Source organism: Methylobacterium brachiatum, from assembly GCF_020523825.1.
In the GTDB taxonomy this organism is placed as follows: Bacteria; Pseudomonadota; Alphaproteobacteria; order Rhizobiales; family Beijerinckiaceae; genus Methylobacterium; species Methylobacterium brachiatum.
Map to the genome: position 1 here is coordinate 1 of NZ_JAJALK010000033.1, position 22,658 is coordinate 22,658.

Consider the following 22,658-nt stretch of genomic DNA (forward strand, 5'->3'; position numbering starts at 1 on the left):
ACACGCCAGCGCCCATGGTACTGTGTCTCAAGGCACGGGAGAGTCGGTCGCCGCCAGACCCGCACAACGCAATCACACCATTCCCTCATCACGATCAGCGAACGCGAACAGGCCGCCCTCACCGGGGCGGCCTGTTCGCGTTTTCGGCGTGCTTTCGGCCCGTGTTTCCTTACCGCGAAGTCATCCGGCCGCGATCATCCGGTAATCGCGACGCTGCCAGGGTTTCTTCGCCGCCCGTGCGGCCGGAGCCGTCATCCGACCTCGTCCCCTCCGAGGTCTTCGGCTTCGGAGCGGGCCGAGACCCGCCCCAACGGTCCCGGCCCGCTCGGTCCGGCCGAGAGGGGAGGGGGGCCCAGCATGAATCCGGTGACAGAGCGACGTTCCCCCGGTTCCCCGGCCGCGCTATGGACTGGGTCCATGCGACTTCTGATCATCGAGGACGACCGGGAGGCGGCGGCCTATCTGGTCAAGGCGTTCCGGGAGACCGGGCACGTCGCCGACAGCGCCCATGACGGGCTCGACGGCTACGCGCTCGCCCGGGAGGGCGCCTACGATGTTCTAATCGTCGACCGGATGCTGCCGAAGCTCGACGGCCTGTCGCTGATCCGCTCCCTGCGCGAGCAGAATGTCACGACGCCGGTGCTGATCTTGTCGGCGCTCGGCCAGGTCGACGACCGGGTGAAAGGCTTGCGCGCCGGCGGCGACGATTACCTGCCGAAGCCCTACGCCTTCTCCGAGCTGCTCGCCCGCACCGAGGCGCTGGCCCGGCGGCAAGTCGGCTCGGGGGCCGCGGAGGAGACCCGCTACCGGGTCGGCGATCTCGAGCTCGACCGCCTGTCGCATCGGGTGACCCGGGCCGGCCGGGAGATCCTGCTGCAGCCGCGCGAATTCCGCCTGCTGGAATATCTGATGCGCCATGCCGGCCAGGTGGTGACCCGGACGATGCTGCTCGAGCATGTCTGGGATTATCACTTCGATCCGCAGACCAACGTCATCGACGTCCACGTCTCGCGCCTGCGCGGCAAGCTCGACAAGGGATTCGCCTCGCCGATCATCCACACGGTCCGCGGCGCCGGCTACGTGCTGCGCTTCGACGAGGGCGCGACCGGGTGAGCGCGGGCCTCGCGGTCGAGCCGATTCCCCGCGAGACCGTCGGGGCGCGCATCCAGAAACTGTTCCGCACCACCGCGTTCAAGCTGTCGCTCGCCTATCTGGCGATCTTCGCGCTCTGCGCCTTCCTGGCGCTCGGCTACGTCGCGTGGAACGCCCGGGCGGTCCTGGACGACCAGATCGTCTCGACCATCGACGCCGAGATCAACGGCCTGTCCGAGCAGTACAATGCCGGGGGCCTGCGCCGGCTCATCACCGTGGTCGAGCGCCGATCCCGGGAACCGGGCGCCTCCCTGTATCTGGTGACCACCGCGAGCGGCGAGCACGTCGTCGGCAATGTCGGCTATGTCCCCGCCGCGGTGCTGGCCAATCCGGGCCAGAGCGAGACCCGCTACGGCCGGGGCGATTCGGATATCGAGCCCCATCGGGCGATCGTGCGCGTGTTCACGCTGCCGGGCGGGTTTCGGCTGCTCGTCGGCCGCGACACCGAGGAGCGCGACCGCTTGCGCGCCGTGATCGGCCGGGCCTTCGGCACCTCGCTGGCCGCGGTGGTGCTGCTCGGCGTGATCGGTGGCTGGCTGGCCGCGAGCCGGGTCCTGCGCCGGGTCGACGCCATGACGCAGACGACCCGGGCGATCATGGCCGGGGATCTCGACGGGCGGCTCTACGTCGCCGGCAATGGCGACGAGCTGGACCGTCTGGCCGCGAGCCTCAACTTGATGCTGGAGCGGATCGGCGAATTGATGCGCGGCATGCGCGAGGTCTCCGACAACATCGCCCACGACCTCAAGACGCCGCTGACGCGCCTGCGCAACCGCGCCGACGAGGCCCTGCGTACGGCCGCCTCACCCGATGAGCTGCGCGCCGCACTGGAGGCGGTGATCGAGGAGAGCGACGGGCTGATCCGGGTGTTCAACGCGCTCCTGATGATCGCGCGGCTCGAGGCCGGTAGTGCCCGCGAGATCCTGGCGTCGGTGGATCTCGGTGCGGCGGTGCGGGGGGTCGGAGAACTCTACGAGGCTTTGGCCGAGGATCAGGGCCTAGCCCTCGACGTGAAGGCCGAGGATGGCCTGATCATCGCCGGCAACCGCGAATTGATCGGCCAGGCGCTCGCCAACCTGATCGACAACGCCCTGAAATACGGGGCCGACGGGGCGCAGGCCCGGGTGAGCGTGGAGGCCGAGCGTGTGGGTGACGCGGTTCGGCTCATCGTGGCCGATCACGGGCCGGGCATCCCGGAGGCCGAGCGTGCCCGGGTGCTCGGCCGCTTCGTCCGGCTGGAGGATGCGCGCTCGCGGCCAGGCTTCGGGCTCGGACTCAGCCTCGTCAACGCGGTGGTGCGGCTGCATCGGGGCACGCTGCGGCTCTCCGACAACGGGCCCGGATTGCGGGTGGAGCTCGCCTTCCCGGCGCAGCTCCCGGGCGATGCGGCCGAAGCGCGTGACGGCGCGGCCGAACCGATACCGGCTTCGGCCGCGGGCGCTCCGGGAGGGTCGATTTCGCGCGGGCCTTGAGGCAGGACCGTCGTGACGATCCCGAACGCGCGCATCGCCGCGCGCCGTCTCGGTTCGACCGCCGGAAACACCGTTCGGACGCTGCTCAGGAGGTTCCATGACCCTTACGTCGAAGACCGCCCTCGTCACCGGATCCACCAGCGGCATCGGCCTCGCCATCGCCCGCGCCCTCGCGGCGCAGGGGGCGAACGTGGTGATCAACGGCTTCGGGGACGCGCAGGCCATCGAGGAGACCCGCGCCGGGATCGAGCGCGAATACGGCGTGACGGCGCGTTACTCGGGGGCCGACATGAGCAAGCCCGAGGCGGTCGCCGAGATGGTGCGGGAGGCGGAGGCCGCGTTCGGCGCCGTCGACGTGCTGGTCAACAATGCCGGCATCCAGTTCGTCTCGCCGATCGAGGAGTTCCCGCCCGAGAAGTGGGAGCAGATCATCGCGATCAACCTGTCCTCGGCGTTCCACGCGATGCATGCCGCGATCCCCGGCATGAAGGCCCGGGGCTGGGGACGGATCATCAACACTGCCTCGGCGCACTCGCTGGTCGCCTCGCCGTTCAAGTCCGCCTACGTGGCGGCCAAGCACGGGATCAGCGGGCTGAGCAAGGCGGCGGCCCTGGAACTCGCGCCGCACAGGATCACGGTGAACTGCATCTCGCCGGGCTATGTCTGGACGCCGCTGGTGGAGGCGCAGATTCCCGACACCATGAAGGCCCGGGGCCTGACCAAGGAGCAGGTGATCGAGGAGGTGATGCTGAAGGCGCAGCCGACCAAGGAATTCGTCACGGTCGATCAGGTGGCGGCGCTGGCGGTGTTCCTGTGCTCGGATGCCGCGAGCCAGATCACGGGCGCCAATATCAGCATGGATGGCGGCTGGACCGCGCAGTAAGATTGTAGGGGACGGCCTCGCCGACAGGACGGCGAGGCCGCTCCGGATCAGCGGCGCCCGTGGAACAGCAGGGCGATGCCGTAGCCGACCGCGCCGGCGATCAGCAGCGCCACCAGTGGGTTCTCCTCGACCCGGGCGCCGACCGCGGCGCGGCCTTCGCGCAGGTAGGAGCCGCCCCGCTCGTAGGCGTCGCCCGCGACGTCGCCGGCCCGGCCATAGGCGTCGCCGGCATAGTCGCTCGCCTTGTCGGCGATGTCCCGGGCCTTGTCCTTGACCTGCCCGTAGGCGTTCTGGGCCTGGCCCTGGACATCGCGAACCCGGCCTTCCACCGAGTCCCGGTTCGAGCCCACGAAGTCGCCGGCCGTGCCCTGAACCTTGCCGAGGGCTTCCTTGGCGCCGCCGACGATCCGATCCGTATCCACCATAACACTCTCCTCGACGTGACCGCGGCACCGGTACGAGAGGAGGTGCCGCAGGATTCCTCGTCGTGCACCGAACGCGCGAGACCGGGTTTGCGCACCGCGCCCCGGCGATTTTCTACGTCTCGGCCGGCCTGCTGGCGATCAGGGTAAACGGCCGCCCCTTATCGGAGGGAGGGGCCGGCGTGCCTCAGAGGCCGATCAGCTCGGCGATCGCGGCCGCGCCCGCGGCCGGCGAGGTCTCGCCGCGCGCGACGCCGGCCTCGGCCTCGGCGGTGCTGCGCCGGACCTCCGGCGAGCCGACCAGGCGCTGATGCAGCCGCTCATGGACCAGGGCCCACATCCATTTCACGTCCTGGGCCCGGCGCTTCGCCTGGATCTCCCCGGTGGCGGTGAGCTTCTCCCGGTGATCGACGATCTTCGCCCAGAGGGCGTCCAGGCGCAGGTTGTGGAAACCCGAGATCGTCACCACCGGCGGTGTCCAGGTCGCCGAGGCGGGGGTGAGGATGTGCAGGGCGGCGCGGTATTCCGAGGCGGCGGCGTTGGCCCGCTGCTCGGCCTCGCCGGCATCGGCCTTGTTGACCGCGATCATGTCGGCGAGTTCCAGGATGCCCTTCTTGATCCCCTGAAGCTCGTCGCCCGCCCCAGGCAGCATCAGGACGAGGAAGAAGTCGGTGAGGTCGGCGACCGCGGTCTCCGACTGCCCGACGCCGACCGTCTCGACCAGGATCACGTCGAACCCCGCCGCCTCGCAGAGCAGCATGGTCTCACGGGTCTTGGCGGCGACGCCGCCGAGCGTGCCCGAGGACGGGGAGGGCCGGATGAACGCCTTGGGATCGTGGGCGAGCCGGGCCATCCGGGTCTTGTCGCCGAGGATCGAGCCGCCGGTGCGTGACGAGGACGGGTCCACCGCCAGCACCGCGACCTTGTGGTCGGCCTCCGTCAGGTTCGACCCGAGGGCGTCGATCGTCGTGGACTTGCCGACGCCGGGCACGCCGGTGATGCCGACCCGGATCGCCTTGCCGGTCTCCGGCAGGACCGAGTCGATCAGCCCGGCGGCGAGCGCCCGGTGGTCGGGCCGTTTCGACTCCGCCAGGGTGATCGCCCGGGCCAGGGCGGCGCGGTCGCCGCGCAGCAGGCGCTCGCGCAGGCTCTCGATGTCGATGGACGGCGTCATGAACCCTTCATGGCGACGCTCGGCGCCGCCGTCGAGAGGGTATCGCTGGCACGGGTCCGGCCCGGTGCTCCGCCTGTGTCCGCCGCACCACGAAGCGCTGATTACCCGCACTCCACAGGGGCAAGGGGTGATCGTGCCCCGCCATGGTCACGATCCTGCGCGACGGTTGGCGCCCCGCCCGAACGCACCCGGATCATGTCGAGCCACACCGTCTCACGCCGCGCACTCCTCCGGATCGGCGCCCTCGCGGGGGCGGCGGGGCTCGCCCCGTCCCTCGGCGCCTGCGTCACCGACGACCTCGGCGCGTCCGGGAGCCTGCCCGAGAAGCAATCGGCCCTGGACGTCATGCCGGTGCTGCTGGTGGCCACCACGCGCAAGCCCGTCGGCACGCCACCCCGGCCGCCGTATTTCAATTCCGAGCGCGGGCGCGGCCTGAGCTTCGCGGAGGTGCGCCTGTCGCCGCCCGACCGCTCCCTGCTCGGCAAGGTCTCGGCGGTGATCACCGGCGACTGGACCATCGGGGCCGTGCCCAAGACCGAGACCGGGCCGGCGGCCGCGGAAGCCTTCGCGCAGGCGGCGCTCGGCCGCGACGTGCTGATCTACGTCCACGGCTACCGGGAATCGTTCGAATCCGCCGCCGTCAGCGCGGCGCGCCTGTCGGACGGGATCCGGTTCCGGGGCGTCTCGGGCCTGTTCACCTGGCCGTCGGCCGCCGCCACCCTCGACTACAATTACGACCGCGAGAGCGCGCTCTGGTCGCGCGACGCGTTCGAGGACCTGCTGAAGGCGCTGGCCGCCTCGCCGAGCGGCGGGCGCATCAACATCGTCGCGCATTCGATGGGCACGCTGCTCACCCTCGAGACCATCCGGATGCTGCGCGCCGAGGCCGGCGAGGCGGCGATGTCCCGCATCGGCGCCGTGGTGCTGGCCGCCCCCGACATCGATTTCGACCTGTTCTCGAACGGCGTCGCCCGGCTCGGGCCCGACGTGTCGAAGATCACCGTGATCTCCTCGACCAACGATCGTGCGCTCGAACTCTCCGCCGCGCTTGCGGGCGGCGTCCGGGCCGGCGCGGCCGACCGCGCCAAGCTCGAGGCGCTGGGCGTGCGCGTCGCCGACGCCTCCGATTACGGCGGCGGCCTGATCAACCACGACCTGTTCCTCTCGAACCCGGAGGTTCAGGGCGTGGTCAAGCGCGCCATCGCCCGGGGGGCGGGGGTGTGAGGGTCGGACCCGGCGCTCAGCCCGTCCGGGTCGCCATGCTCTGCGGCGGTAGGGGTTCCTCCGGCAGGATTGGTGCGGCGCCGGCGGCCTCGAGATGGTCGATCCGGTCGGCCCAGACCCGGAAGCCCACCAGGGGATTGGGGCCGAACGTGTGGGTGAGCGGGACGTCGGCGGCGTCGCGGCCGTAGGCGACCATCACCCGGCCGATCCGCGGGCTGTTGTTGCGCGGGTCGAAGACGTGCCAAAGCCCCCCGAGATAGACCTCCATCCAGGCGGCGAAATCGCCGGCCGGGTGCGGCTCGGGCTCGCCGATGAAGCTGACATAGCCGGTGCAGTAGCGGGTCGGCACGTTGAGGGCGCGGCAGAAGGCCACGGCCAGGTGGGTGAAGTCCCGGCAGACCCCGCGCCCGCCCGCATAGGCGTCCTGGGCGGTGCGGTCGCCATGGGCGAACTCGTAGCCGAACGCGATGTGGTCGTGCACGAAGTCGCAGACTGCCTGCACCCGGCCCCAGCCCGGCTCGATATGGCCGAACAGGCGCCAGGCCTCGTCGGCGAGCAGGTCCGATTCGCAGTAGCGGCTGGGCAGAAGGAACACGATCGTCTCGGCCGGGAGCGCCTCGATCGCGTGCTGCTCGGCTTCCCGGTGTACCGGGTCCGGGTCTCCCGCGTCGGCGATCACCGCGTCGGTCCCGATGGTGAAGCCCCCCGCCGGCGCGGTCAGCCGGCCGCAGAGATTGCCGAAGCCGTCCCGGTAGACATCCACCGGCACCGGCGGATCGGTGCGCAGCGTGTCGGGGGCCTCGAGCGCGTCCGCCCGGGTGGGATGCACGTTCAGCATCACCACCATCGGTACCGGATAGGGGAAGGCGTAGCGCATCTCGCAGCCCAGCCTGATCCGCATCCGCGGTGATCCTTCTTCCCGTGCGGTTTCACGATCCCGGCCGCCCGGCAGGATTCACGCCACGGCTTTCGCGGCGGCGTGGCGGAGACGGGCTTGGCGGGCGTCCGGTTCACCCCTACAGCATCCGCGCGCGGCGCTCATGATCGCCGGGGAAAGCCTTCAGCGTTTCTCCCCGGGGCGGTGCGTCGCACCCGTGCGCGATCCCGCTGACCGGGCGCGCCCAAGGACGGTTACGAGAAGGATGCCGGCCATGTTCACGCTCGAGATCGAGGGCACCGCCGTGGCGGTGATCAACAGCGACGAGGCGTCCGCCAAGGACCTCTTCACCTGCGAAGGCTTCAAGGAAGACATCCGGACGATGACGAGCGAGGGCAAGCCGCTCTGGAACGGCACCTCGCCCCTCAAGATCCGGGCCGCGACCGAGGACGAGATCGAGATCTTCGAGGACGCGCTCGCCGAAGATGACGGCGAGGGCGAGTTCACCGACGACAAGCACCATGCCGGCGGCGACACCGCCGAGGAGGAGGACGAGGACGAGGCCGACATCGTCTTCCTGGTCGATATCGACGAGGCGGACGAGGACGACGAAGCCGACGCCTGAAACGTAAGCCTGAACTTGGCCGCCTCCCGGGGGTTTCCGATGCGATTCGGAATGAACCCGGGAGGATGGACATGGCGGATAGCAGACAGGTCGTCGACGCGTTGGTGCGCGCCCGGCGCGGCGGCATCGCCGCCAGCGCGGCTCTGGGCGGTCTCGCGCTGATCGGTGGGCTCGCCTACCGGGCCCTGCGCGGGGCCGCACCGCCGGAAAAGGGCGGCCCGGACTTCTCCAAGGTCGACGAGGACGAGGCGCGGCTGATGCTGCGGGCGATGGTGGCCGCCACCATCGCGGACGGCATGGTCGACACGGCCGAGCGCAAGCGCCTCGACGCGGCCGTGGCCGGGGCCGGCCTCGATTCCGACGGGCGGGCCTGGCTCGATCGCGAATTGGAGAGCCCCGCCGAGATCGACGAGATCGCCGAGCGGGTGAATGATCCCGATGCGGCGGCGCGGATCTACACGGCGGCCCGCCTCGCGATCGATCCCGACACGCTGCAGGAGCGCCAGTTCCTGAAGATGCTGGCCGAAGCCCTCGACGTGCCCGGCGAGGCGACGACCCGGATCGAGCGCGACATCCCCGCCTGAACGATCTTCATTTCCGGCTACGGATCTCCCGCGACGGCCGAGCTTCGTGCTAGCCTTTTCGGGCGGTGATCCGGGCGGACGCGTCCCGGCCGCTCAGGGCCGGGACGTTCCATGCCGACGCTGCCATTGCCTGCTCCGTCCCGTGCGCGACGGGCCGCCTACCGTCTTGCCGGAGCCCTCTTGGCCGGAGGCCTGACCGCGATGAGCGCACCCGTTCTTGCCGCCGACCCGGGACCGGGTCCCCTGACGCTCGCCGGCCAGGGCAGCTTCTTCGTCGGCGGTCGCGACGTTCAGTCGGACACGCTCTCGACCCTGCCGGCCTACGCGCCGTCGGGGACGATCACGGTCGATCAGGTCTATGTCCGCTATCAGATCCCGGTGGATCCGGTGCGGCCGCCCCTGGTGCTGATCCACGGCTGCTGCCTCACCGGCAAGACCTGGGAGACGACCCCGGACGGGCGCATGGGCTGGGACGAGTTCTTCGTCCGCCGCGGCTTCCCGACCTACGTGATCGACCAGGCCTGGCGCGGGCGCTCGGCGATCAGCCCGGCCCAGATCGACGCGGTGAAGATGGGCAAGGCCGAGCCGGATTCGCTGCCGCCGGTCTTCTCCGCCGGGCGCGAGCCGGCCTGGGCGATCTTCCGGTTCGGCCCCGAATACCCGAAGGTGTTTCCGGGCATGCAGTTTCCCCTGGAGGCCCAGGGCGAGTTCTGGAAGCAGATGGTCGCCGACTGGTCCGCGGCCCTGCCGGTGCCGAACCCGACCGTGCCGGGCCTCTCGGAACTCGCCAAGCGATTGAAGGGCGCGGTGCTGGTCTCGCACTCGCAATCGGGTATCTACCCGTTCCAGACCGCCGCGCTGGATCGCACCGGCATCCGCGCGCTTGTGGCGATCGAGCCCGCCGCTTGCCCGGACCCGGCCAAAGACGATCTCGCCCCCTACAAGGACCTGCCGATCCTGGTCCTGTTCGGCGACTACGTCGACGCCTCGCCTCGCTGGGCGCCCCGGCTGAAGCAGTGCCGCAGCTTCGTGGCGGCGGCGAATGCGGCCGGCGGCCGAGCCGAGCTGATCCTGCTGCCGGAGATCGGCATCCACGGCAATTCGCACATGCTGATGCAGGACAAGAACAGCCTCGACATCGCCGACTGGCTGGCGGGTTGGATCGAGAAGCGGGCGGGGAAATCCTGATCGGGCAGCCGGCGTCGGAGCCGGCCCGTCGTCCCACCCCCTCATCCTGAGGCGCCCGCGCCAGCGGGCCTCGAAGGCTGTGAGTTTTTAAATCCTTCGAGGACGGAGCACGACAGGCCCCCTCTCCCGTGCGGGAGAGGGCTGGGGTGAGGGATCAGGTTTCTCCGGAAAGGGCACGCCCCTCACCCTGTCCCTCTCCCGCTCGGGAGAGGGGACCTGAGCCTCGTCCTGGCGTGTAAGCCCGTCTGTCGATCGAAAGACTTACTGCCTGTCAGGATGGGGGGTGGAGGACGGCCGTCCCCGGGATCAGCCCGGCTTACGCTCGATCAGAAACTGCCCCATCCGCTCCAGCGCCCGGCGGATGTTCTCGGCCGAGTTGGCGTAGGACAGGCGGATATAGCCCTCGCCATGGACGCCGAAATCCGGGCCACCGATCACCGCGACGCCGGCCTCTTCGAGCAGGGTGGCGGCCAAAGGCTTCGCCTTCCAGCCGGTCTGCGAGATGTTGGGGAAGGCGTAGAACGCGCCCTTCGGGGCGATGCAGGACACGCCCGGCAGGGCGTTCAGGCCGTCCACCACGATCGCCCGGCGGCGGTCGAACTCGGCGACCATCTCGGCCACGCAATCCTGCGGTCCGTCCAAGGCAGCGATGCCGGCCCATTGGGTGGAAGCGTTCACGCAGGAATGGGCGTTGACCGCGAGCTTCCGGGCCGCGTCGTAGAGCGGCTTCGGCCAGACCGACCAGCCGAGCCGCCAGCCAGTCATCGCGTAGGTCTTGGACGCGCCGTCGAGATAGATCAGGCGGTCGCGGATCGCATCGTATTTCAGCAGCGAGTGATGCGCCGCGCCGTCATACGTCATCGTGCCGTAGATCTCGTCCGACAGCACGGCGACGTCGGGGTGCTCTGCCAGCCCCGCCACAAGGGCGTCGATCTCGGCCTTGGGCGTCACGCCCCCGGTCGGGTTGGCCGGCGAGTTGACGATCAGCAGGCGGGTCCTGGGCGTGATCAGCGCCAGGGTCTCGGCGGCCGAGAAGGCGAAGCCGTTCGCCTCGCGGATCGGCACCGGCACCGGCGTCGCCCCGGTGAACTCGATCATCGAGCGGTAGATCGGAAATCCCGGATCCGGATACAGGATCTCGGCGCCGGGCTCGCCGAACATCAGGATCGCCATGAACATGGTGACCTTGCCGCCCGGCACGATCATCACGGATTCCGGCGAGACCTCCACGGCGTGGCGGCGATGGATGTCGCGGGCCACCGCTTCGCGCAGGCACGGGATGCCCACGGCCGGCGTGTAGCCGTGGTGCCCGTCGCGCAGGGCCTTGATGCCGGCCTCGACCACGTGGGCGGGCGTCGGCATGTCGGGCTGGCCGATGCCGAGATTGATGACGTCCCGACCCTGGGAGGCCAGGGCCTGGGCCCGGGCCAGCACCGCGAACGCGTTCTCCTCGCCGATGCGCGAGAAGGCCGGAACGACGTGCAGCATCGCGCTCTCCGCGGGGTCGATCGTCTCAGTGTTTGCTGCGCTCGGCCAGCTTCATCGCGCCGAACGACATCGCCACGGCGATCGCGCCCAGGATCACGAAGGTCTTCACCGCGGCGTAGAACAGCGCCGGCTCAATGCCCGTGTCGGTATAAAGCACCAGGCCGATCGCCGCCAACGGCAGGGAGAGCAGGATGAACAAGGGGACCAGCGGGTTCATATCGGGCACTCGGATCCGGCGCGCGGTGGGCCGCGGCTCGTGGGCGTCAGGCCTGCATACCACCCTGCCGCAAAGGTTGGGACCCCGCCGCGGTGAGATTTTCGCCGGATCCTCCGGCCACTCACCGAAGTGCAAGCATTTGGGCGGATACTGGCTTTCCACGAGGATGCACCTGTATGCGCCAATCAGCCGTAACGTGGAATGGGAATGGCCGGAATGTATCGCCGCTTGATATCTTGACGGCGCAGATCGGCCGCCTGCTGCGGCATCCTGCCTTCCGGCGCGAGAGCGTGGTCAGCCCGCTGCTGCAGCGCCATCTGCCCAACGATGCGGGCTACGCCTGGAACGGCGAGGCGGCCCTGCGCGAGCGCCTCGGCCGCGCCGGCCTCGACGCGGCGAGCATCGACCACCTCATCCGCAACACCCAGTCCGAAATCCAGCGCCTGCGCGGGCCGGCGGACGCCTGAGAGGGCTTCAGGCCGGGACCCGGACCGTCGCCCGCAGGCCGCCGAGCGGGCTCTCGTGCAGGGCGATGTCGCCGCCATGGGCCCGGGCGATGTCCCGGGCGATCGCCAGCCCGAGCCCGGATCCGCCGGCATCCTGCCGGGAATCGTCCAGGCGCACGAACGGTTTGAACACCTCCTCGCGGCTTTCCGGCGGGATCCCCGGACCGTCATCGTCGATCGAGACGTAGAAGGCGCGGGCCTCCAGCCGGCCGGAGATCGCCACCGTCTCGCCGTAGCGGGCGGCGTTGGCCGCGAGGTTGAACAGGCAGCGCCGGAAGGCGCCCGGACGCACCGTGACCTCGGGGGCGCCCGCGAGATCCACCGCCGAGACATGGGCGCCCAGGCGCTCCACGTCGCTGCGCAGGTCCTCCAGGAGGGTCCGCATGTCGGTGGGGGTGGCGGGCTCCGCGGAATCGCCGCGCGCGAAGGCGAGGTAGCCCTCCAGCATCCGGCTCATCTCGTCGACGTCGCGGCTCAGATCCTCGATCTCGCTGGTCTGCTCGACCAGAGCCAGGGACAGGCGGAAGCGGGTGAGGATGGTGCGCAGGTCGTGGCTCACGCCGTTGAGCATCGTCGTGCGCTGCTCCATGGCCCGCTCGATGCGCCGCTTCATCTCGATGAAGGCGTGGCCGGCCTGGCGCACCTCCCGGGCCCCCCGGGGCCGGAACTCGATCTCCCGGCCCTTGCCGAACCCTTCCGCCACCGCGGCGAGCCGCAGGATCGGCTTGATCTGGTTGCGCAGGAACAGGATCGCGACGCCGAGCAGCACGAGCGACGAGCCGATCATCCAGACCAGGAAGATGTGCGAGTTCGACGCGTAGGCCTGGCTGCGCCGCGCGGTGATCCGCATCACCCCGTCGGGGATCGCGACCCGGATCTCGATCAGGTTCGAGCGGCCGACCGTGTCGATCCAGAACGGCCGGCGGATCTGGCGCCGGATCTCGTCGGAGAGCGCCTCGTCCAGGATCGAGAAGAACGGCCGCGGCCCCGGGGCGGGGAGCTTGGCGCCTCTGAGGATGTCGAGGTCGAGGTTCAGCCGCTCGGCCGCGATGCGCGACAACGTCTCGGCGTCCCGGTCCTGCGGATAGCTCTCGTAGATGTCGATCAGCGCGGCGACGTCGGCGGTCACCGCCGCGGACAGGCGCTTGGTCACGAGCTGCCAGTGCCGCTCCATGAACGTGTAGGCGATCACCGACTGGAGCAGGACCACTGGCGCGATGATGATGATCAGAGATCGGGCGTAGAGCCCCTTCGGCAACGCATCGCCGATCCACCGGCTCAGGCGCTTCCACAGCCGGTGCGGCGCCGAGCGCGACCGCGGCGGATCCGTCCGCAGGGCCCGGGCTAGGCCGGGATCGGGGGCGTTCACGGGCTCGCGCGCCCGCGCCTGAACCGCCCGCCGAGGCGGGGCCGGGACTGGCGGCAAAGGGGCCGTGTCATCGGGGCGGACATGGGGGCGACGGATGCGGGGGCTGATCCGTTATCGCACCCGCGCGCCGATCGGCCAAGGCGCGCTGGAATGGAGCCGCCGCGCCTTGCACGGCGACGCACGGGCCATACCTGAGACAAGCGGGGGGCACCCGCCGGCCGAGGTCTCGAGGGCCATGCTCAGCACCGATACAGATATCCTCGCCGCCGCCTCCGCGTGGCGGCGGGACGGACGCGCCGTCGCGCTCGCCACCGTGATCGAGACCTGGGGCTCGGCGCCGCGGCCCGTGGGCAGCCATCTCGTGGTCGATGCCGAGGGCAACTTTCTGGGATCCGTCTCGGGCGGCTGCGTCGAGGGCTCCGTGATCACCGAGGCGATCGAGGTGATCGAGGCCGGAGCGCCCCGCATCCTGGAATTCGGCGTCGCCGACGAGACGGCGTGGCGGGCCGGGCTGTCCTGCGGCGGCCGGATCCGGGTCTTCGTCGAGCGGGTCGACTGATGCGCACCGAGACCCTGGAGATCCTGAACGCCGAGCGCGCCGCGCGTCGGGCGACGATCCTGGTCACCGACCTGGCGGACGGGAGCCAGCGCCTCGTCCGCGAGGCCGAGATCGCCGCCGATCCCCTGGCGGAGGTGCTGCGGAAGCATCTGGCGTCGGGCAAGAGCGGGCTCGTAGAGATCGACGGGCGGCAGACGTTCCTGACCGTGCAGGTCCCGCCGGTGCGCCTCGTGGTGATCGGCGCCGTCCACATCTCGCAGGCGATGGCGCCCATGGTGGCGGGGCTCGACCTCGCGCTGACCGTGATCGACCCGCGCACGGCCTTCGCCAGCCCGGACCGCTTCCCGGGCGTCGAGCTCGTGGCCGAATGGCCGGACGCCGCCCTCGGCGGCCGCGTGCCGCCCCTCGACCGCTACTGCGCGCTCGCCGCCCTGACCCACGACCCCAAGATCGACGATCCGGCGCTGAAGGCCGCGCTCACGGCCGAGTGTTTTTACGTCGGCGCGCTGGGCTCGCGGAAGACGCACGCGGCCCGCACGGCCCGGCTCGCGGAGGCCGGGTTCTCGCCCGAGCAGATCGGCCGGATCCGCGCGCCGATCGGGCTCGCCATCGGGGCGGTCAGCCCGGCCGAGATCGCGCTCGCCGTGCTGGCCGAGATCGTGGCGGCGCTCCGCCGGGTCCCCCGCCCGGAGGTCGCGTGAGGTTCGGCCCCGTGCCGGTCGCCGAGTCGGCCGGTCTGATCAGCGCGCATACGGTCCGGCGCGACGGCATCACCCTGCGCAAGGGCGCGGTCATCCCGGAGGAGGCGGCCAGCGGCCTGTCGCAGGCCGGATTGTCGGAGATCGTGACGGCCGCCCTCGAGCCCGGCGATGTCGGCGAGGATGACGCGGCGGCACGGCTAGCCGCGCATCTGCGCGGGGACAACCTGCGCGTGGAGGCCCCGTTCACCGGCCGCTGCAACCTGTTCGCCGAGACCGCCGGGGTGCTCACCCTGGCGCCGGCCCGGATCGACGCGGTCAACGCCGTCGACGAGGCTGTGACGGTGGCGACCCTGCCGCCGTTCAAGCCGGTGGTCGAGGGCGAGATGGTCGCCACCGTGAAGATCATTCCCTACGCGGTGCCGGGGGCGGTGCTGGCCCGGGCCTGCGCGACTGAGACGGCCGGCGCGCTGGCGGTGGCGCCCTATCGGCGGCGGCGTATCGCCGTGGTCTCGACCCGCCTGCCGAGCCTCAAAGAGGCGACCATCGACAAGACGCTCCGGGTCCTGGCGGAGCGCCTCGCCCCGGTGGGTGCCGAGATCGTCCGCGAGGATCGGGTGCCGCATACGGCCGACGCCGTGGCGGCGGCGCTCGGGGATGCGATCGACGGCGCCGGGGCCGAACTCGTTGTCGTGTTCGGCGCCTCGGCCATCGCCGACCGGCGCGATGTGATTCCGGCCGGGATCGCGGCGGCCGGCGGGTTGGTCGAGCATCTCGGCATGCCGGTCGATCCCGGGAACCTGCTGCTCGTCGGCAGCCGGGCGGGCGTACCGGTGATCGGGGCGCCGGGCTGCGCGCGCTCACCCAAGGAGAACGGCTTCGACTGGATCCTGCACCGCCTGCTGGCGGACCTGCCGGTGACCCGGGCGGACATCGTCGCCCTGGGGGTCGGCGGGTTGCTGATGGAGATCGTCTCGCGGCCGCAGCCCCGGGCCGGCGGCGAGGCGGCGGATCCCGATGCCTGAGGTCGGGACGATCCTGCTGGCGGCGGGTCTCGGCTCCCGGTTCGGTTCCGAGCCCAAGATGCTGGCGCTGTTCGACGGAAGACCGCTGGTCCGTCATGCCGCCGAGGCTGCGCTGGCCGCCCGGCCGCGGCCGGTGGTCGTCGTGCTGGGCGCGCATGCCGATGCGGTCCGGGCGGCGCTGGCGGGGCTCGATCTGACCGTCGTCGAGAACCCGGATTTCCGCGCCGGCCTGTCCACCTCGCTGCGTGCCGGCCTGGCCGCCCTGCCGCGATCCTGCGAAGCGGCGGTGGTCGTGCTCGGGGATATGCCGCGGATCGGCGAAGCGCATATCGACCGTCTGGCCGTTGCCTTCGCAGGCTCGTCGAAGGCTGTGGCGGCGGTCGTCCCGGTTCAGGATGGCCGGCGCGGAAATCCGGTGCTCCTGAACCTGCGCCGCCTGGCACCCGATATCGCCCGGCTCACCGGCGACCGCGGCGCCGGGCCGCTGCTCAAGGACCGGTCCGATATCCTGGAGATCCCGGGCGATGCGGCGACCGCCCTCGACATCGATACGCCGGATGCGCTGACGGCCGCCGGCGGCGCCTGAGCCTCAGCCCTTCGCTCCCGCTTTCCGCGCCTCGGCCCGGCACCGGTCCGAGCAGTAGCGGACCTCGTCCCAGACGCGCTCCCACTTCTTGCGCCAGGCGAACGGCCGCCCGCACTGGGCGCACACCTTCTCCGGGAGATCGCCCTTGCGGCGCATCCGCGGCATGTCTTTCGATCGCTCCGGTGCCCGATATCGGGGGCGGAAACGGGTCTCGGCTCGGGTCTGTTCCGAGGAACCCTCAGCGGCGCCGGGCCACAGCGCGGGCGTCGAGGAGTTTGGCAAGAGCCAGCATCAGCGCCAATCCGGTGAGGTTGACTGCGATCTGGAGCGGCCAGGTCGCGTCGAAGGTGCGGTAGAGGATCCGCCCGATCAGCGCCGCCAGGCAGCCGGCGGCGAAGATTTCCAGCGAGTGCCGGCCGCAGGCATCGATCTGCCGCAGCGGTCGCCACCCGGAGAGGCGCCGCACGGCGGGGGCGCTGAAGATCAGGTAGGTCAGGGCCAGGATGTGCAGCAGGCGCAGCGGCCCGACATGGCTCTTGTCCGGCGCCGCAATCGCAAGCGGCCGGAGGTCCGGAAGGCCCCATTCCCCCCAGGAGCCACCCTGCAGCAGCCCGAAGGCCAGGTAGGCGAAGGCCAGAGCCGCGGCCCAGTTCCGCCAGGGCAGGAGACCGTCGCCGGCCCGGACCGCCACCGCCAGCGCCGCCCCGATTACGAACAGGAACTGCCACGCGAAGGGGTTGAAGTACCAGCCGTCATCCACCGCGGCGGCATTGGGCAGATTCAGCGTGTGGTCGACATTGGCGGCGAGCCACAGCGTCCCGGACAGCGCCAGCACGCCCCAGATCCCGCGCCGCATCCCGAAATAGATAGCTGGGAACAGGGCCAGCAGCAGGATGTAGAGCGGCAGGATGTCGAGGTAGTTGGGCAGCGCGTTGAGGGCGAGCCCGCGCAGCAGCCCCGGCAGCAGCCCCATCTGCAGCAGCGGCGCGACGCCGAAGCGCGGCGTCAGCCCGGTGAGATCCATCCAGATCCGGACGATGACCAGGGTGGCGAGCAGCAGCCCGGCCTGGAACAGGTAGATCCGCAGGCAGCGCCGGCCGATCCGCACCAGGGTCGCCCGTATGCCGGCCCGACCGAACAGGCCGCCATAGGCCACCATCGACGAGTACCCGGCCAGCAGCACGAAGATCTCGGCCGCGTCCGAGAAGCCGAGATTGTGCAGGGTGAACGCCGCCGGCGCGTTGCGCGGGATGTGGTCGATGAAGATCATCAGGAGCGCGAAGCCGCGCAGCACGTCGACCCGCGCGTCCCGGACCGGTCTTCGCGGCGCGGATTCCGGCGCCGGCGCGCGCACGGGCCGCGGCGAAGATGCCACGCCGCCGAAGGGCACGCGCCCGAACTCGTCGAGGCTCTTCACGCAGCCATCACCGGAACACCCGCTTGTCGGAATCGGAGCAATAATAGTCTCTCGGCGCCGGAATGCGGGGACAGACTGCGCCGCTCACGCGCCTGTGTCCGCGCGACGCGCCACGGCCATCGAGCAACGCTGGTGGCCCGATACGACGTCATGGGCGCCCGGCGGTGCCGAGACCCATACCGGACCTGGATCCGCGCGCCGAACAATTTTGTCGCCTGCATATCCCGGCGGCTCGGATTCTGGGTTCGCCTGCGGCGCCCCGGAATGACCGAGCGGAGGCTTGAGCGTCGGCGCGATTTCTCAGGCCCGTGAGGTCCGTCCGGCCGTCCACTCCGCTCGCATCGCCGGCGAACACGCTATAGAGGCGTCGGATCGATCCCGGCGGGCCGGGGAAGGGCAGGGTTCATGCGCGTCCTCGTCACCGGAGCCGGCGATTTTCTCGGCCGACGCCTGCTCGAGGCGCTGCGACGGGACCGTCCCGAGGGACGCCGGATCCTCGGCATCGATCGGCACCCGCAGCCGCCGCTCGACGGCGTCACCCTCCTCGACGTCGATCCCTTCGAGGCCGACACGCTCAACGCGGCGGTGGCGGATTTCGACCCGACCGTGGTGTTCCACCTCGCGGCCCTGGCCTCCGTGGCGCGGTCGAGCGAGACGCCGGCCTATGCCTGGCGGGCGGACCTGCTCGGCACCCTCAACCTCGCCGAGGCGGTGGCGCGGACCCGGGCGACCCTGGTGTTCCTGAGCTCGACCGTCGTCTACGGCGCGGCGTTCCGCGACAAGCCCCGGCCCGACGAGGCGGTGACGCCCCGGCCCGACACCATCTCGGGCCGGACCAAGAGCGCCTGCGAGTACATCCTGCGCGACGTGCTCGCCAATGCCAGCGTGAGGCACCTCGTGCTGCGGCCGGCGAACTATATCGGGCCCGGCCAGAGCGAGACCTTCGCGGCCGCCTCCTTCGCCGGCCAGATCGCCCGCATCGAGCGCGGCCTGGCCCCGCCGACCCTGGCGGTCGGCGACCTCGCCGCAGGGCGCGACTTCATCGATGTGTCGGACGTGACGGCGGCGTGCCTGCGCGTCCTCGACCGGGTCGAGGAACTGCCGGACGGCGGCATCTACAACGTGGGCACGGGGATCGTGACGCCGGTCTCGGCGATCCTCGACGCGTTCCGCGGCCTGACCGATGCGGCGTTCACCGTGCAGGTCGAGCCCGACCGGACCCGGCCCACGGGGGTACGGAGCCAGGGCTGCGATCCCTCGGCCTTCATGGCCGCCACCGGCTGGGCGCCCGCAATCCCCCTGCCGGAGAGCCTGGCGGCGATGCTGGATGCGGCGCGGGCGCGGGTGGGCTGACGGGTCTTCCGACGACGTCGTCCCACCCTCATCCCGAGGTGCCGACGCGGCGCGGAGGCCTCGAGACAGGCGCGCGATCCCCGGAGGGCTCCCTCGCGGCGCGCTGCGCGCGACTTCGGACGAGGCGATTGGGTTGGACGGGTGCCGTAAGAGTCCGGCGAGCCCCGTCCCGTGCCTTCGCGGCGCGTCCCGGCCCGAAGGCCGGGACCGATCCTTACCGGGAGAACTTCTTGTACTTGATCTTCTTCGGCATCAGCGAGTCCGCGCCGAGCCGGCGCATCTTGTCGGCCTCGTAATCCGAGAAGTTGCCCTCGAACCACTCGACGTGGCTGTCGCCCTCAAAGGCCAGGATGTGCGTGGCGATGCGGTTCAGGAACCAGCGATCGTGGCTGATGATCACCGCGCAGCCGGCGTAATCCTCCAGCGCGTCCTCAAGGGCGCGCAGGGTTTCCATGTCGAGGTCGTTCGTCGGCTCGTCGAGCAGCAGCACGTTGGCGCCGCCCTTCAGGGTCCGGGCCAAGTGGACGCGGTTGCGCTCACCGCCCGACAGGGTGCCGACCTTCTTCTGCTGGTCGCCGCCCTTGAACGCGAAGGCCGCGCAATAGGCGCGGGAATTGATCTCGCGCTTGTTGAAATAGATGATGTCGTTGCCGCCCGAGACCTCCTGCCAGACCGTGGCGTTCGGATCGAGGGCGTCGCGCGACTGGTCGACGTAGCCGAGATGCACGGTCTCGCCGATGGAGATCTTGCCGCCGTCAGGCTTCTCCTGGCCGGTGATCATCTTGAACAGGGTGGTCTTACCGGCGCCGTTGGGGCCGATCACCCCGACGATGCCGCCCGGCGGCAGCTTGAACGAGAGATCCTCGATCAGCAGGCGGTCGCCGAACGCCTTGTTGAGGTGCTCGAACTCGATGACGTTGTTGCCGAGCCGCTCGTCGATCGGGATGACGATCTGCGCGGCGGCGTCGACCTTGTTGTTCTGCTTGGCGACCAGCTCCTCGTAGCGGGTGATGCGGGCCTTGGACTTGGACTGCCGGGCCTTCGGCGAGGCGGCGATCCACTCCTGCTCGCGGGCGATCGAGCGCTGGCGGGCCATGTCCTCGCGGCCCTCCTGCTGGAGGCGCTTCTGCTTCTGCACCAGCCAGGCGGAGTAGTTGCCCTCGTACGGGATGCCCCGGCCGCGATCGAGCTCCAGGATCCAGCTGGTGACGTTGTCGAGGAAGTAGCGATCGTGGGTCACGATCAGGATCGCGCCCGGATAGGATTTCAGGTGGCCTTCGAGCCAGTTCACCGTCTCGGCGTCGAGGTGGTTGGTCGGCTCGTCGAGGAGCAGCAGCTCCGGCTCCCACAGGAGCAGGCGGCACAGGGCGACGCGGCGGCGCTCGCCGCCCGACAGGGTCGCCACCGGCTGCTCGTCGCTCGGGCAGCCCAGCGCCTCCATGGCCTGGTCGATCTTGGAATCGAGCTCCCAGAGGTTCAGGGCCTCGATCTTGTCCTGGAGCGCCGTCATCTCGTCGGCGGTCTCCTCGGAATAGTTCATGGCGAGTTCGTTGTAGCGGTCGAGCAGCGCCTGCTTCTCGGCGACGCCCTCCATCACGTTCTCGCGGACCGACTTGTTCGGATCGAGCTGCGGCTCCTGCGGCAGGTAGCCGACCCGGGCGCCCTGGGCGACGAAGCCCTCACCGGTCCACTCGGTGTCGATGCCGGCCATGATCTTGAGCAGGGTCGACTTGCCCGAGCCGTTGATGCCCAGCACGCCGATCTTGGCGTCCGGGTAGAACGACAGGTTGACGTCCTCCAGGACCTTCTTGCCGCCCAGATAGGACTTCGTGAGTCCCCGCATGTGGTAGATAAATTCGCGAGCCATCGCGGAACGTCCTCGGCGCGTTGGTGGGTGTGCGCGGTGCGTGCCAGCGGCACGGGGCAGGCCCGGGGTCGTCGACCCGTCCTGTACGCGCGTTCCCCACGATATAAGAATGTCGCCGACCGAGTATCAGGCCCGCCGGGCAGCGGCAAGGATGCGACGCCGCCCGTCGCGCGCTCAGGCGAAGGGATTGGCCACCGATCGCGGCGCGGCGTCCGGCGCGTCCGCCACCGCCTCGGGCAGGTCGCCGGCCTCCAGGGCCTTCACGATGGCGTCGAGGGTCGCCTGGAGCAGGCGCGCCTGGGCGAGGCCGGCCTTGTCCTTGGTCAGGTCCAGGGACCCGTGCAGGGCGATTCGGTCGGTGCCGTTCTCGAAGCTGAGGGCGCCGATATTGCGCACCGCCGCATCGTCGGCGAAGGGCTCGAACGCGTCCGCCTTGGGCTTCCGGCGGCTCGGCTTGTCCTCTGACATGGTCCCTCTCAGAAAATCGAGCGCATCAGGTCGCGCAGGACCTTGCGCACGGCGCGGTTGATCTCGCGGCTCAGCCAGTCTTGCTAGCTCGGCTCGGGCCGGGGCCGGTGTCCCTCCGAGCGCGCCCCGGCATGGGGATCCGGCAGGGTCATGGCGCTGGCCCGGGCGGCGGCCGGGAGGTTCGGGAACACGTCGATCCCAGCTTCGCGGGTCAGGTCGTCGATCGAGACCGCGCGCCAGTCCCGCGACTCGTCGTTCCGGGACAGGTAGGCGCCGGCCTCGCCGCTCGCCGGGTCGTAGAGCGCCTTGAACAGCTGGGTGGGCACGAGCACGCCGCCCCTGATCTGCTGCACCGCGTCCCCGGAGAAGATCACCCCGGTGACCACGAAGATCGAGCCGCGCCGGCTCGCCAGCCGCCGCGTGCCCTCCTCGATATCGGCCCAGAGCCCGCGGTTGAGCACCCGGTTCTGCGGCACGATGTTGGCCAGGCTGAACGATTCGGCCTGGGCGCTCAAGGTCGGCATGTCGCCCGCCGGGGCGAGGTGGCCCCGGTCGAAGCCGCTGCGGACGTAATCCTCCAGCGACGCGCGCTCGGCCTCCGGCAGGCGCGTCTCTTCGTGGAACGCGTCGTCCCGGGCGACTTTGCGGGCCTCGGCGACGCTGGCCCGGGTGAGGTGCTCCGCGGAATAGAGCGGCGTGCGCGTCACCCCCGAATGCAGGACCGCGAAGGCCTCGAAGCACAGCGGCACCGTGCGGGCGGCGAGCTTCGGGTTGGTCAGGACCGGCGCCAGGCTATCGGCGAACAAGGCCGGGCAGGTGACCTCGGCCTCGGCCGATCCCGCCAGGACCAGGAAGGCGAGCGCCGCGGCAAAAGGCCCCCGCAGCGGCCTCACCAGCATACCCGCACCCGCCGGGGGCCCTCCGGGGTCGGCCGCTCGCGCCAGGCGCAGGGGCGGCCGAGGCTGCGGCTGAACGGCCGCGCGTCGCGGTCGGGTCCGCCGGGGGAGACCCGCTCCGGGCAGGCGCCCAGGAAGTTGCACGGGAAGTCGAGGTTGCCGTCCGGCGGGCGCGGCCCGGCATAAGCTTGGCCGCTGGGCGTAATCGCCAGCATGAGCAAAATTGTGCACAGACGAGCCGGGCTCAAGAGCGGACCTCATGTGGCGGTAAGGGCACGTAACTGAAAAAATCGCCGACCGGACATTGATCGCGCCGGCGATCGTCCGTACCTGGCACTATCATGACAGCGGCGGACGGGTCGGTTCTAGCATGAACGCGCGCCCCCGGGTGCTGGCGTCGGGACGGCCAGGATCCTCTCCTGGGACCCCGCATGACCGGGCCGTCGCCACACTCGAACGAGCGGATGCGATCCTTGGCAATATCCTCTGAGCACTCAGCGTTGCTGGACCGTGTCCCGGAGCCGGCTGCGTTGCGCCAGCTTCCCGAATCGGAGTTGCAGGCGGTGGCGGACGCGGTGCGGGCCGAGATGATCGACGCGGTCTCGATC

24 protein-coding genes and 1 pseudogene are annotated in these 22,658 nt (G+C 70.6%); 13 read left to right on the forward strand and 12 right to left on the reverse strand.

Annotated elements, in window-relative coordinates; all coding sequences use genetic code 11:
• Nucleotides 1–417 precede the first annotated feature (417 nt).
• From LGR69_RS31140 to LGR69_RS31150, 3 genes are all read left to right on the forward strand, one after another.
• Complete coding sequence (locus LGR69_RS31140; RefSeq protein ID WP_039902091.1) at nt 418–1,113, forward strand: response regulator transcription factor; 696 nt, start codon at nt 418–420, stop codon at nt 1,111–1,113.
• Nucleotides 1,110–2,624, forward strand: coding sequence for a sensor histidine kinase (locus LGR69_RS31145; RefSeq protein WP_230368529.1), 1,515 nt, complete (start codon nt 1,110–1,112; stop codon nt 2,622–2,624). Before LGR69_RS31140 ends, LGR69_RS31145 begins: the two co-directional genes overlap by 4 nt.
• Before the next feature lie 97 nt (nt 2,625–2,721).
• Entirely contained in the window at nt 2,722–3,507 is a 786-nt protein-coding gene (locus LGR69_RS31150; RefSeq protein ID WP_230368530.1) for a 3-hydroxybutyrate dehydrogenase, read from the forward strand.
• A gap of 47 nt (nt 3,508–3,554) precedes the next feature.
• Here the strand turns inward: LGR69_RS31150 and LGR69_RS31155 are convergent, their stop codons facing one another.
• Both LGR69_RS31155 and meaB read right to left on the reverse strand, forming a co-directional pair.
• A complete protein-coding gene (locus LGR69_RS31155) occupies nt 3,555–3,932 on the reverse strand; it encodes a CsbD family protein (protein ID WP_007559004.1) in 378 nt (125 codons plus the stop codon).
• 184 nt (nt 3,933–4,116) lie between these two features.
• Nucleotides 4,117–5,103 carry a methylmalonyl Co-A mutase-associated GTPase MeaB gene (meaB, locus tag LGR69_RS31160; RefSeq protein ID WP_230368531.1) on the reverse strand — a complete coding sequence of 329 codons (987 nt, stop codon included), beginning with the start codon at nt 5,101–5,103 and terminating at the stop codon, nt 4,117–4,119.
• A gap of 195 nt (nt 5,104–5,298) precedes the next feature.
• Between meaB and LGR69_RS31165 the strand changes: the two genes are divergently transcribed.
• Nucleotides 5,299–6,327 (forward strand): alpha/beta hydrolase, encoded by a 1,029-nt coding sequence (locus tag LGR69_RS31165; protein ID WP_007559007.1) that lies wholly within the window; start codon nt 5,299–5,301, stop codon nt 6,325–6,327.
• 16 nt (nt 6,328–6,343) lie between these two features.
• Here LGR69_RS31165 and LGR69_RS31170 read toward each other — a convergent pair whose 3' ends face one another.
• Nucleotides 6,344–7,228, reverse strand: coding sequence for a transglutaminase-like domain-containing protein (locus tag LGR69_RS31170; protein WP_230368532.1), 885 nt, complete (start codon nt 7,226–7,228; stop codon nt 6,344–6,346).
• A gap of 250 nt (nt 7,229–7,478) precedes the next feature.
• On the opposite strand from LGR69_RS31170, the gene LGR69_RS31175 reads away from it, so the two are divergent.
• The 3 genes from LGR69_RS31175 (at nt 7,479) to LGR69_RS31185 (ending at nt 9,601) form a co-directional block, all read left to right on the forward strand.
• A complete protein-coding gene (locus LGR69_RS31175) occupies nt 7,479–7,829 on the forward strand; it encodes a hypothetical protein (RefSeq protein ID WP_007559011.1) in 351 nt (116 codons plus the stop codon).
• Between the two features lie 71 nt (nt 7,830–7,900).
• Entirely contained in the window at nt 7,901–8,413 is a 513-nt protein-coding gene (locus LGR69_RS31180) for a tellurite resistance TerB family protein (protein WP_007559013.1), read from the forward strand.
• A gap of 201 nt (nt 8,414–8,614) precedes the next feature.
• Nucleotides 8,615–9,601 carry an alpha/beta hydrolase family protein gene (locus LGR69_RS31185; protein WP_230368533.1) on the forward strand — a complete coding sequence of 329 codons (987 nt, stop codon included), beginning with the start codon at nt 8,615–8,617 and terminating at the stop codon, nt 9,599–9,601.
• Between the two features lie 306 nt (nt 9,602–9,907).
• Here LGR69_RS31185 and LGR69_RS31190 read toward each other — a convergent pair whose 3' ends face one another.
• Both LGR69_RS31190 and LGR69_RS31195 read right to left on the reverse strand, forming a co-directional pair.
• Nucleotides 9,908–11,089 (reverse strand): pyridoxal phosphate-dependent aminotransferase, encoded by a 1,182-nt coding sequence (locus tag LGR69_RS31190; protein WP_230368534.1) that lies wholly within the window; start codon nt 11,087–11,089, stop codon nt 9,908–9,910.
• Nucleotides 11,090–11,114: 25 nt separating this feature from the next.
• Nucleotides 11,115–11,306, reverse strand: a complete 192-nt coding sequence (locus LGR69_RS31195) for a hypothetical protein (RefSeq protein WP_230368535.1) — start codon at nt 11,304–11,306, stop codon at nt 11,115–11,117.
• 236 nt (nt 11,307–11,542) lie between these two features.
• Here LGR69_RS31195 and LGR69_RS31200 point away from each other — a divergent pair, with 236 nt between their 5' ends.
• Nucleotides 11,543–11,773, forward strand: a complete 231-nt coding sequence (locus LGR69_RS31200; protein WP_230368536.1) for a hypothetical protein — start codon at nt 11,543–11,545, stop codon at nt 11,771–11,773.
• A gap of 7 nt (nt 11,774–11,780) precedes the next feature.
• Here the strand turns inward: LGR69_RS31200 and LGR69_RS31205 are convergent, their stop codons facing one another.
• Entirely contained in the window at nt 11,781–13,148 is a 1,368-nt protein-coding gene (locus tag LGR69_RS31205; RefSeq protein WP_230368543.1) for an ATP-binding protein, read from the reverse strand.
• Between the two features lie 268 nt (nt 13,149–13,416).
• Between LGR69_RS31205 and LGR69_RS31210 the strand changes: the two genes are divergently transcribed.
• Genes LGR69_RS31210 through LGR69_RS31225 form a run of 4 tightly spaced genes read left to right on the forward strand, consistent with a single transcriptional unit; the run spans nt 13,417 to nt 16,049 of the window.
• A complete protein-coding gene (locus tag LGR69_RS31210; RefSeq protein WP_007559023.1) occupies nt 13,417–13,740 on the forward strand; it encodes an XdhC family protein in 324 nt (107 codons plus the stop codon).
• A complete protein-coding gene (locus LGR69_RS31215) occupies nt 13,740–14,441 on the forward strand; it encodes an XdhC family protein (protein ID WP_230368537.1) in 702 nt (233 codons plus the stop codon). Before LGR69_RS31210 ends, LGR69_RS31215 begins: the two co-directional genes overlap by 1 nt.
• Nucleotides 14,438–15,463 (forward strand): molybdopterin-binding protein, encoded by a 1,026-nt coding sequence (locus tag LGR69_RS31220; protein ID WP_230368538.1) that lies wholly within the window; start codon nt 14,438–14,440, stop codon nt 15,461–15,463. Before LGR69_RS31215 ends, LGR69_RS31220 begins: the two co-directional genes overlap by 4 nt.
• Complete coding sequence (locus tag LGR69_RS31225) at nt 15,456–16,049, forward strand: nucleotidyltransferase family protein (RefSeq protein ID WP_230368539.1); 594 nt, start codon at nt 15,456–15,458, stop codon at nt 16,047–16,049. Before LGR69_RS31220 ends, LGR69_RS31225 begins: the two co-directional genes overlap by 8 nt.
• Before the next feature lie 3 nt (nt 16,050–16,052).
• Here the strand turns inward: LGR69_RS31225 and LGR69_RS31230 are convergent, their stop codons facing one another.
• Nucleotides 16,053–16,214, reverse strand: coding sequence for a DUF2256 domain-containing protein (locus tag LGR69_RS31230; RefSeq protein ID WP_205836091.1), 162 nt, complete (start codon nt 16,212–16,214; stop codon nt 16,053–16,055).
• A gap of 73 nt (nt 16,215–16,287) precedes the next feature.
• A complete protein-coding gene (locus LGR69_RS31235; protein ID WP_230368540.1) occupies nt 16,288–17,466 on the reverse strand; it encodes an OpgC family protein in 1,179 nt (392 codons plus the stop codon).
• Nucleotides 17,467–17,871: 405 nt separating this feature from the next.
• Here LGR69_RS31235 and LGR69_RS31240 point away from each other — a divergent pair, with 405 nt between their 5' ends.
• A complete protein-coding gene (locus tag LGR69_RS31240; protein ID WP_230368541.1) occupies nt 17,872–18,819 on the forward strand; it encodes an NAD-dependent epimerase/dehydratase family protein in 948 nt (315 codons plus the stop codon).
• A 214-nt stretch (nt 18,820–19,033) separates the two neighbouring features.
• Here LGR69_RS31240 and ettA read toward each other — a convergent pair whose 3' ends face one another.
• The 4 genes and pseudogenes from ettA to LGR69_RS31260 form a co-directional block, all read right to left on the reverse strand.
• Nucleotides 19,034–20,686, reverse strand: a complete 1,653-nt coding sequence (gene ettA / locus LGR69_RS31245) for an energy-dependent translational throttle protein EttA (RefSeq protein ID WP_007559036.1) — start codon at nt 20,684–20,686, stop codon at nt 19,034–19,036.
• 174 nt (nt 20,687–20,860) lie between these two features.
• Nucleotides 20,861–21,154, reverse strand: a complete 294-nt coding sequence (locus LGR69_RS31250; RefSeq protein WP_230368542.1) for a hypothetical protein — start codon at nt 21,152–21,154, stop codon at nt 20,861–20,863.
• A gap of 8 nt (nt 21,155–21,162) precedes the next feature.
• A pseudogene (locus LGR69_RS31255) lies at nt 21,163–22,053 on the reverse strand (DNA/RNA non-specific endonuclease).
• Nucleotides 22,044–22,265 carry a hypothetical protein gene (locus tag LGR69_RS31260; RefSeq protein ID WP_007559042.1) on the reverse strand — a complete coding sequence of 74 codons (222 nt, stop codon included), beginning with the start codon at nt 22,263–22,265 and terminating at the stop codon, nt 22,044–22,046. Before LGR69_RS31260 ends, LGR69_RS31255 begins: the two are co-directional and overlap by 10 nt.
• Nucleotides 22,266–22,658 lie beyond the last annotated feature (393 nt).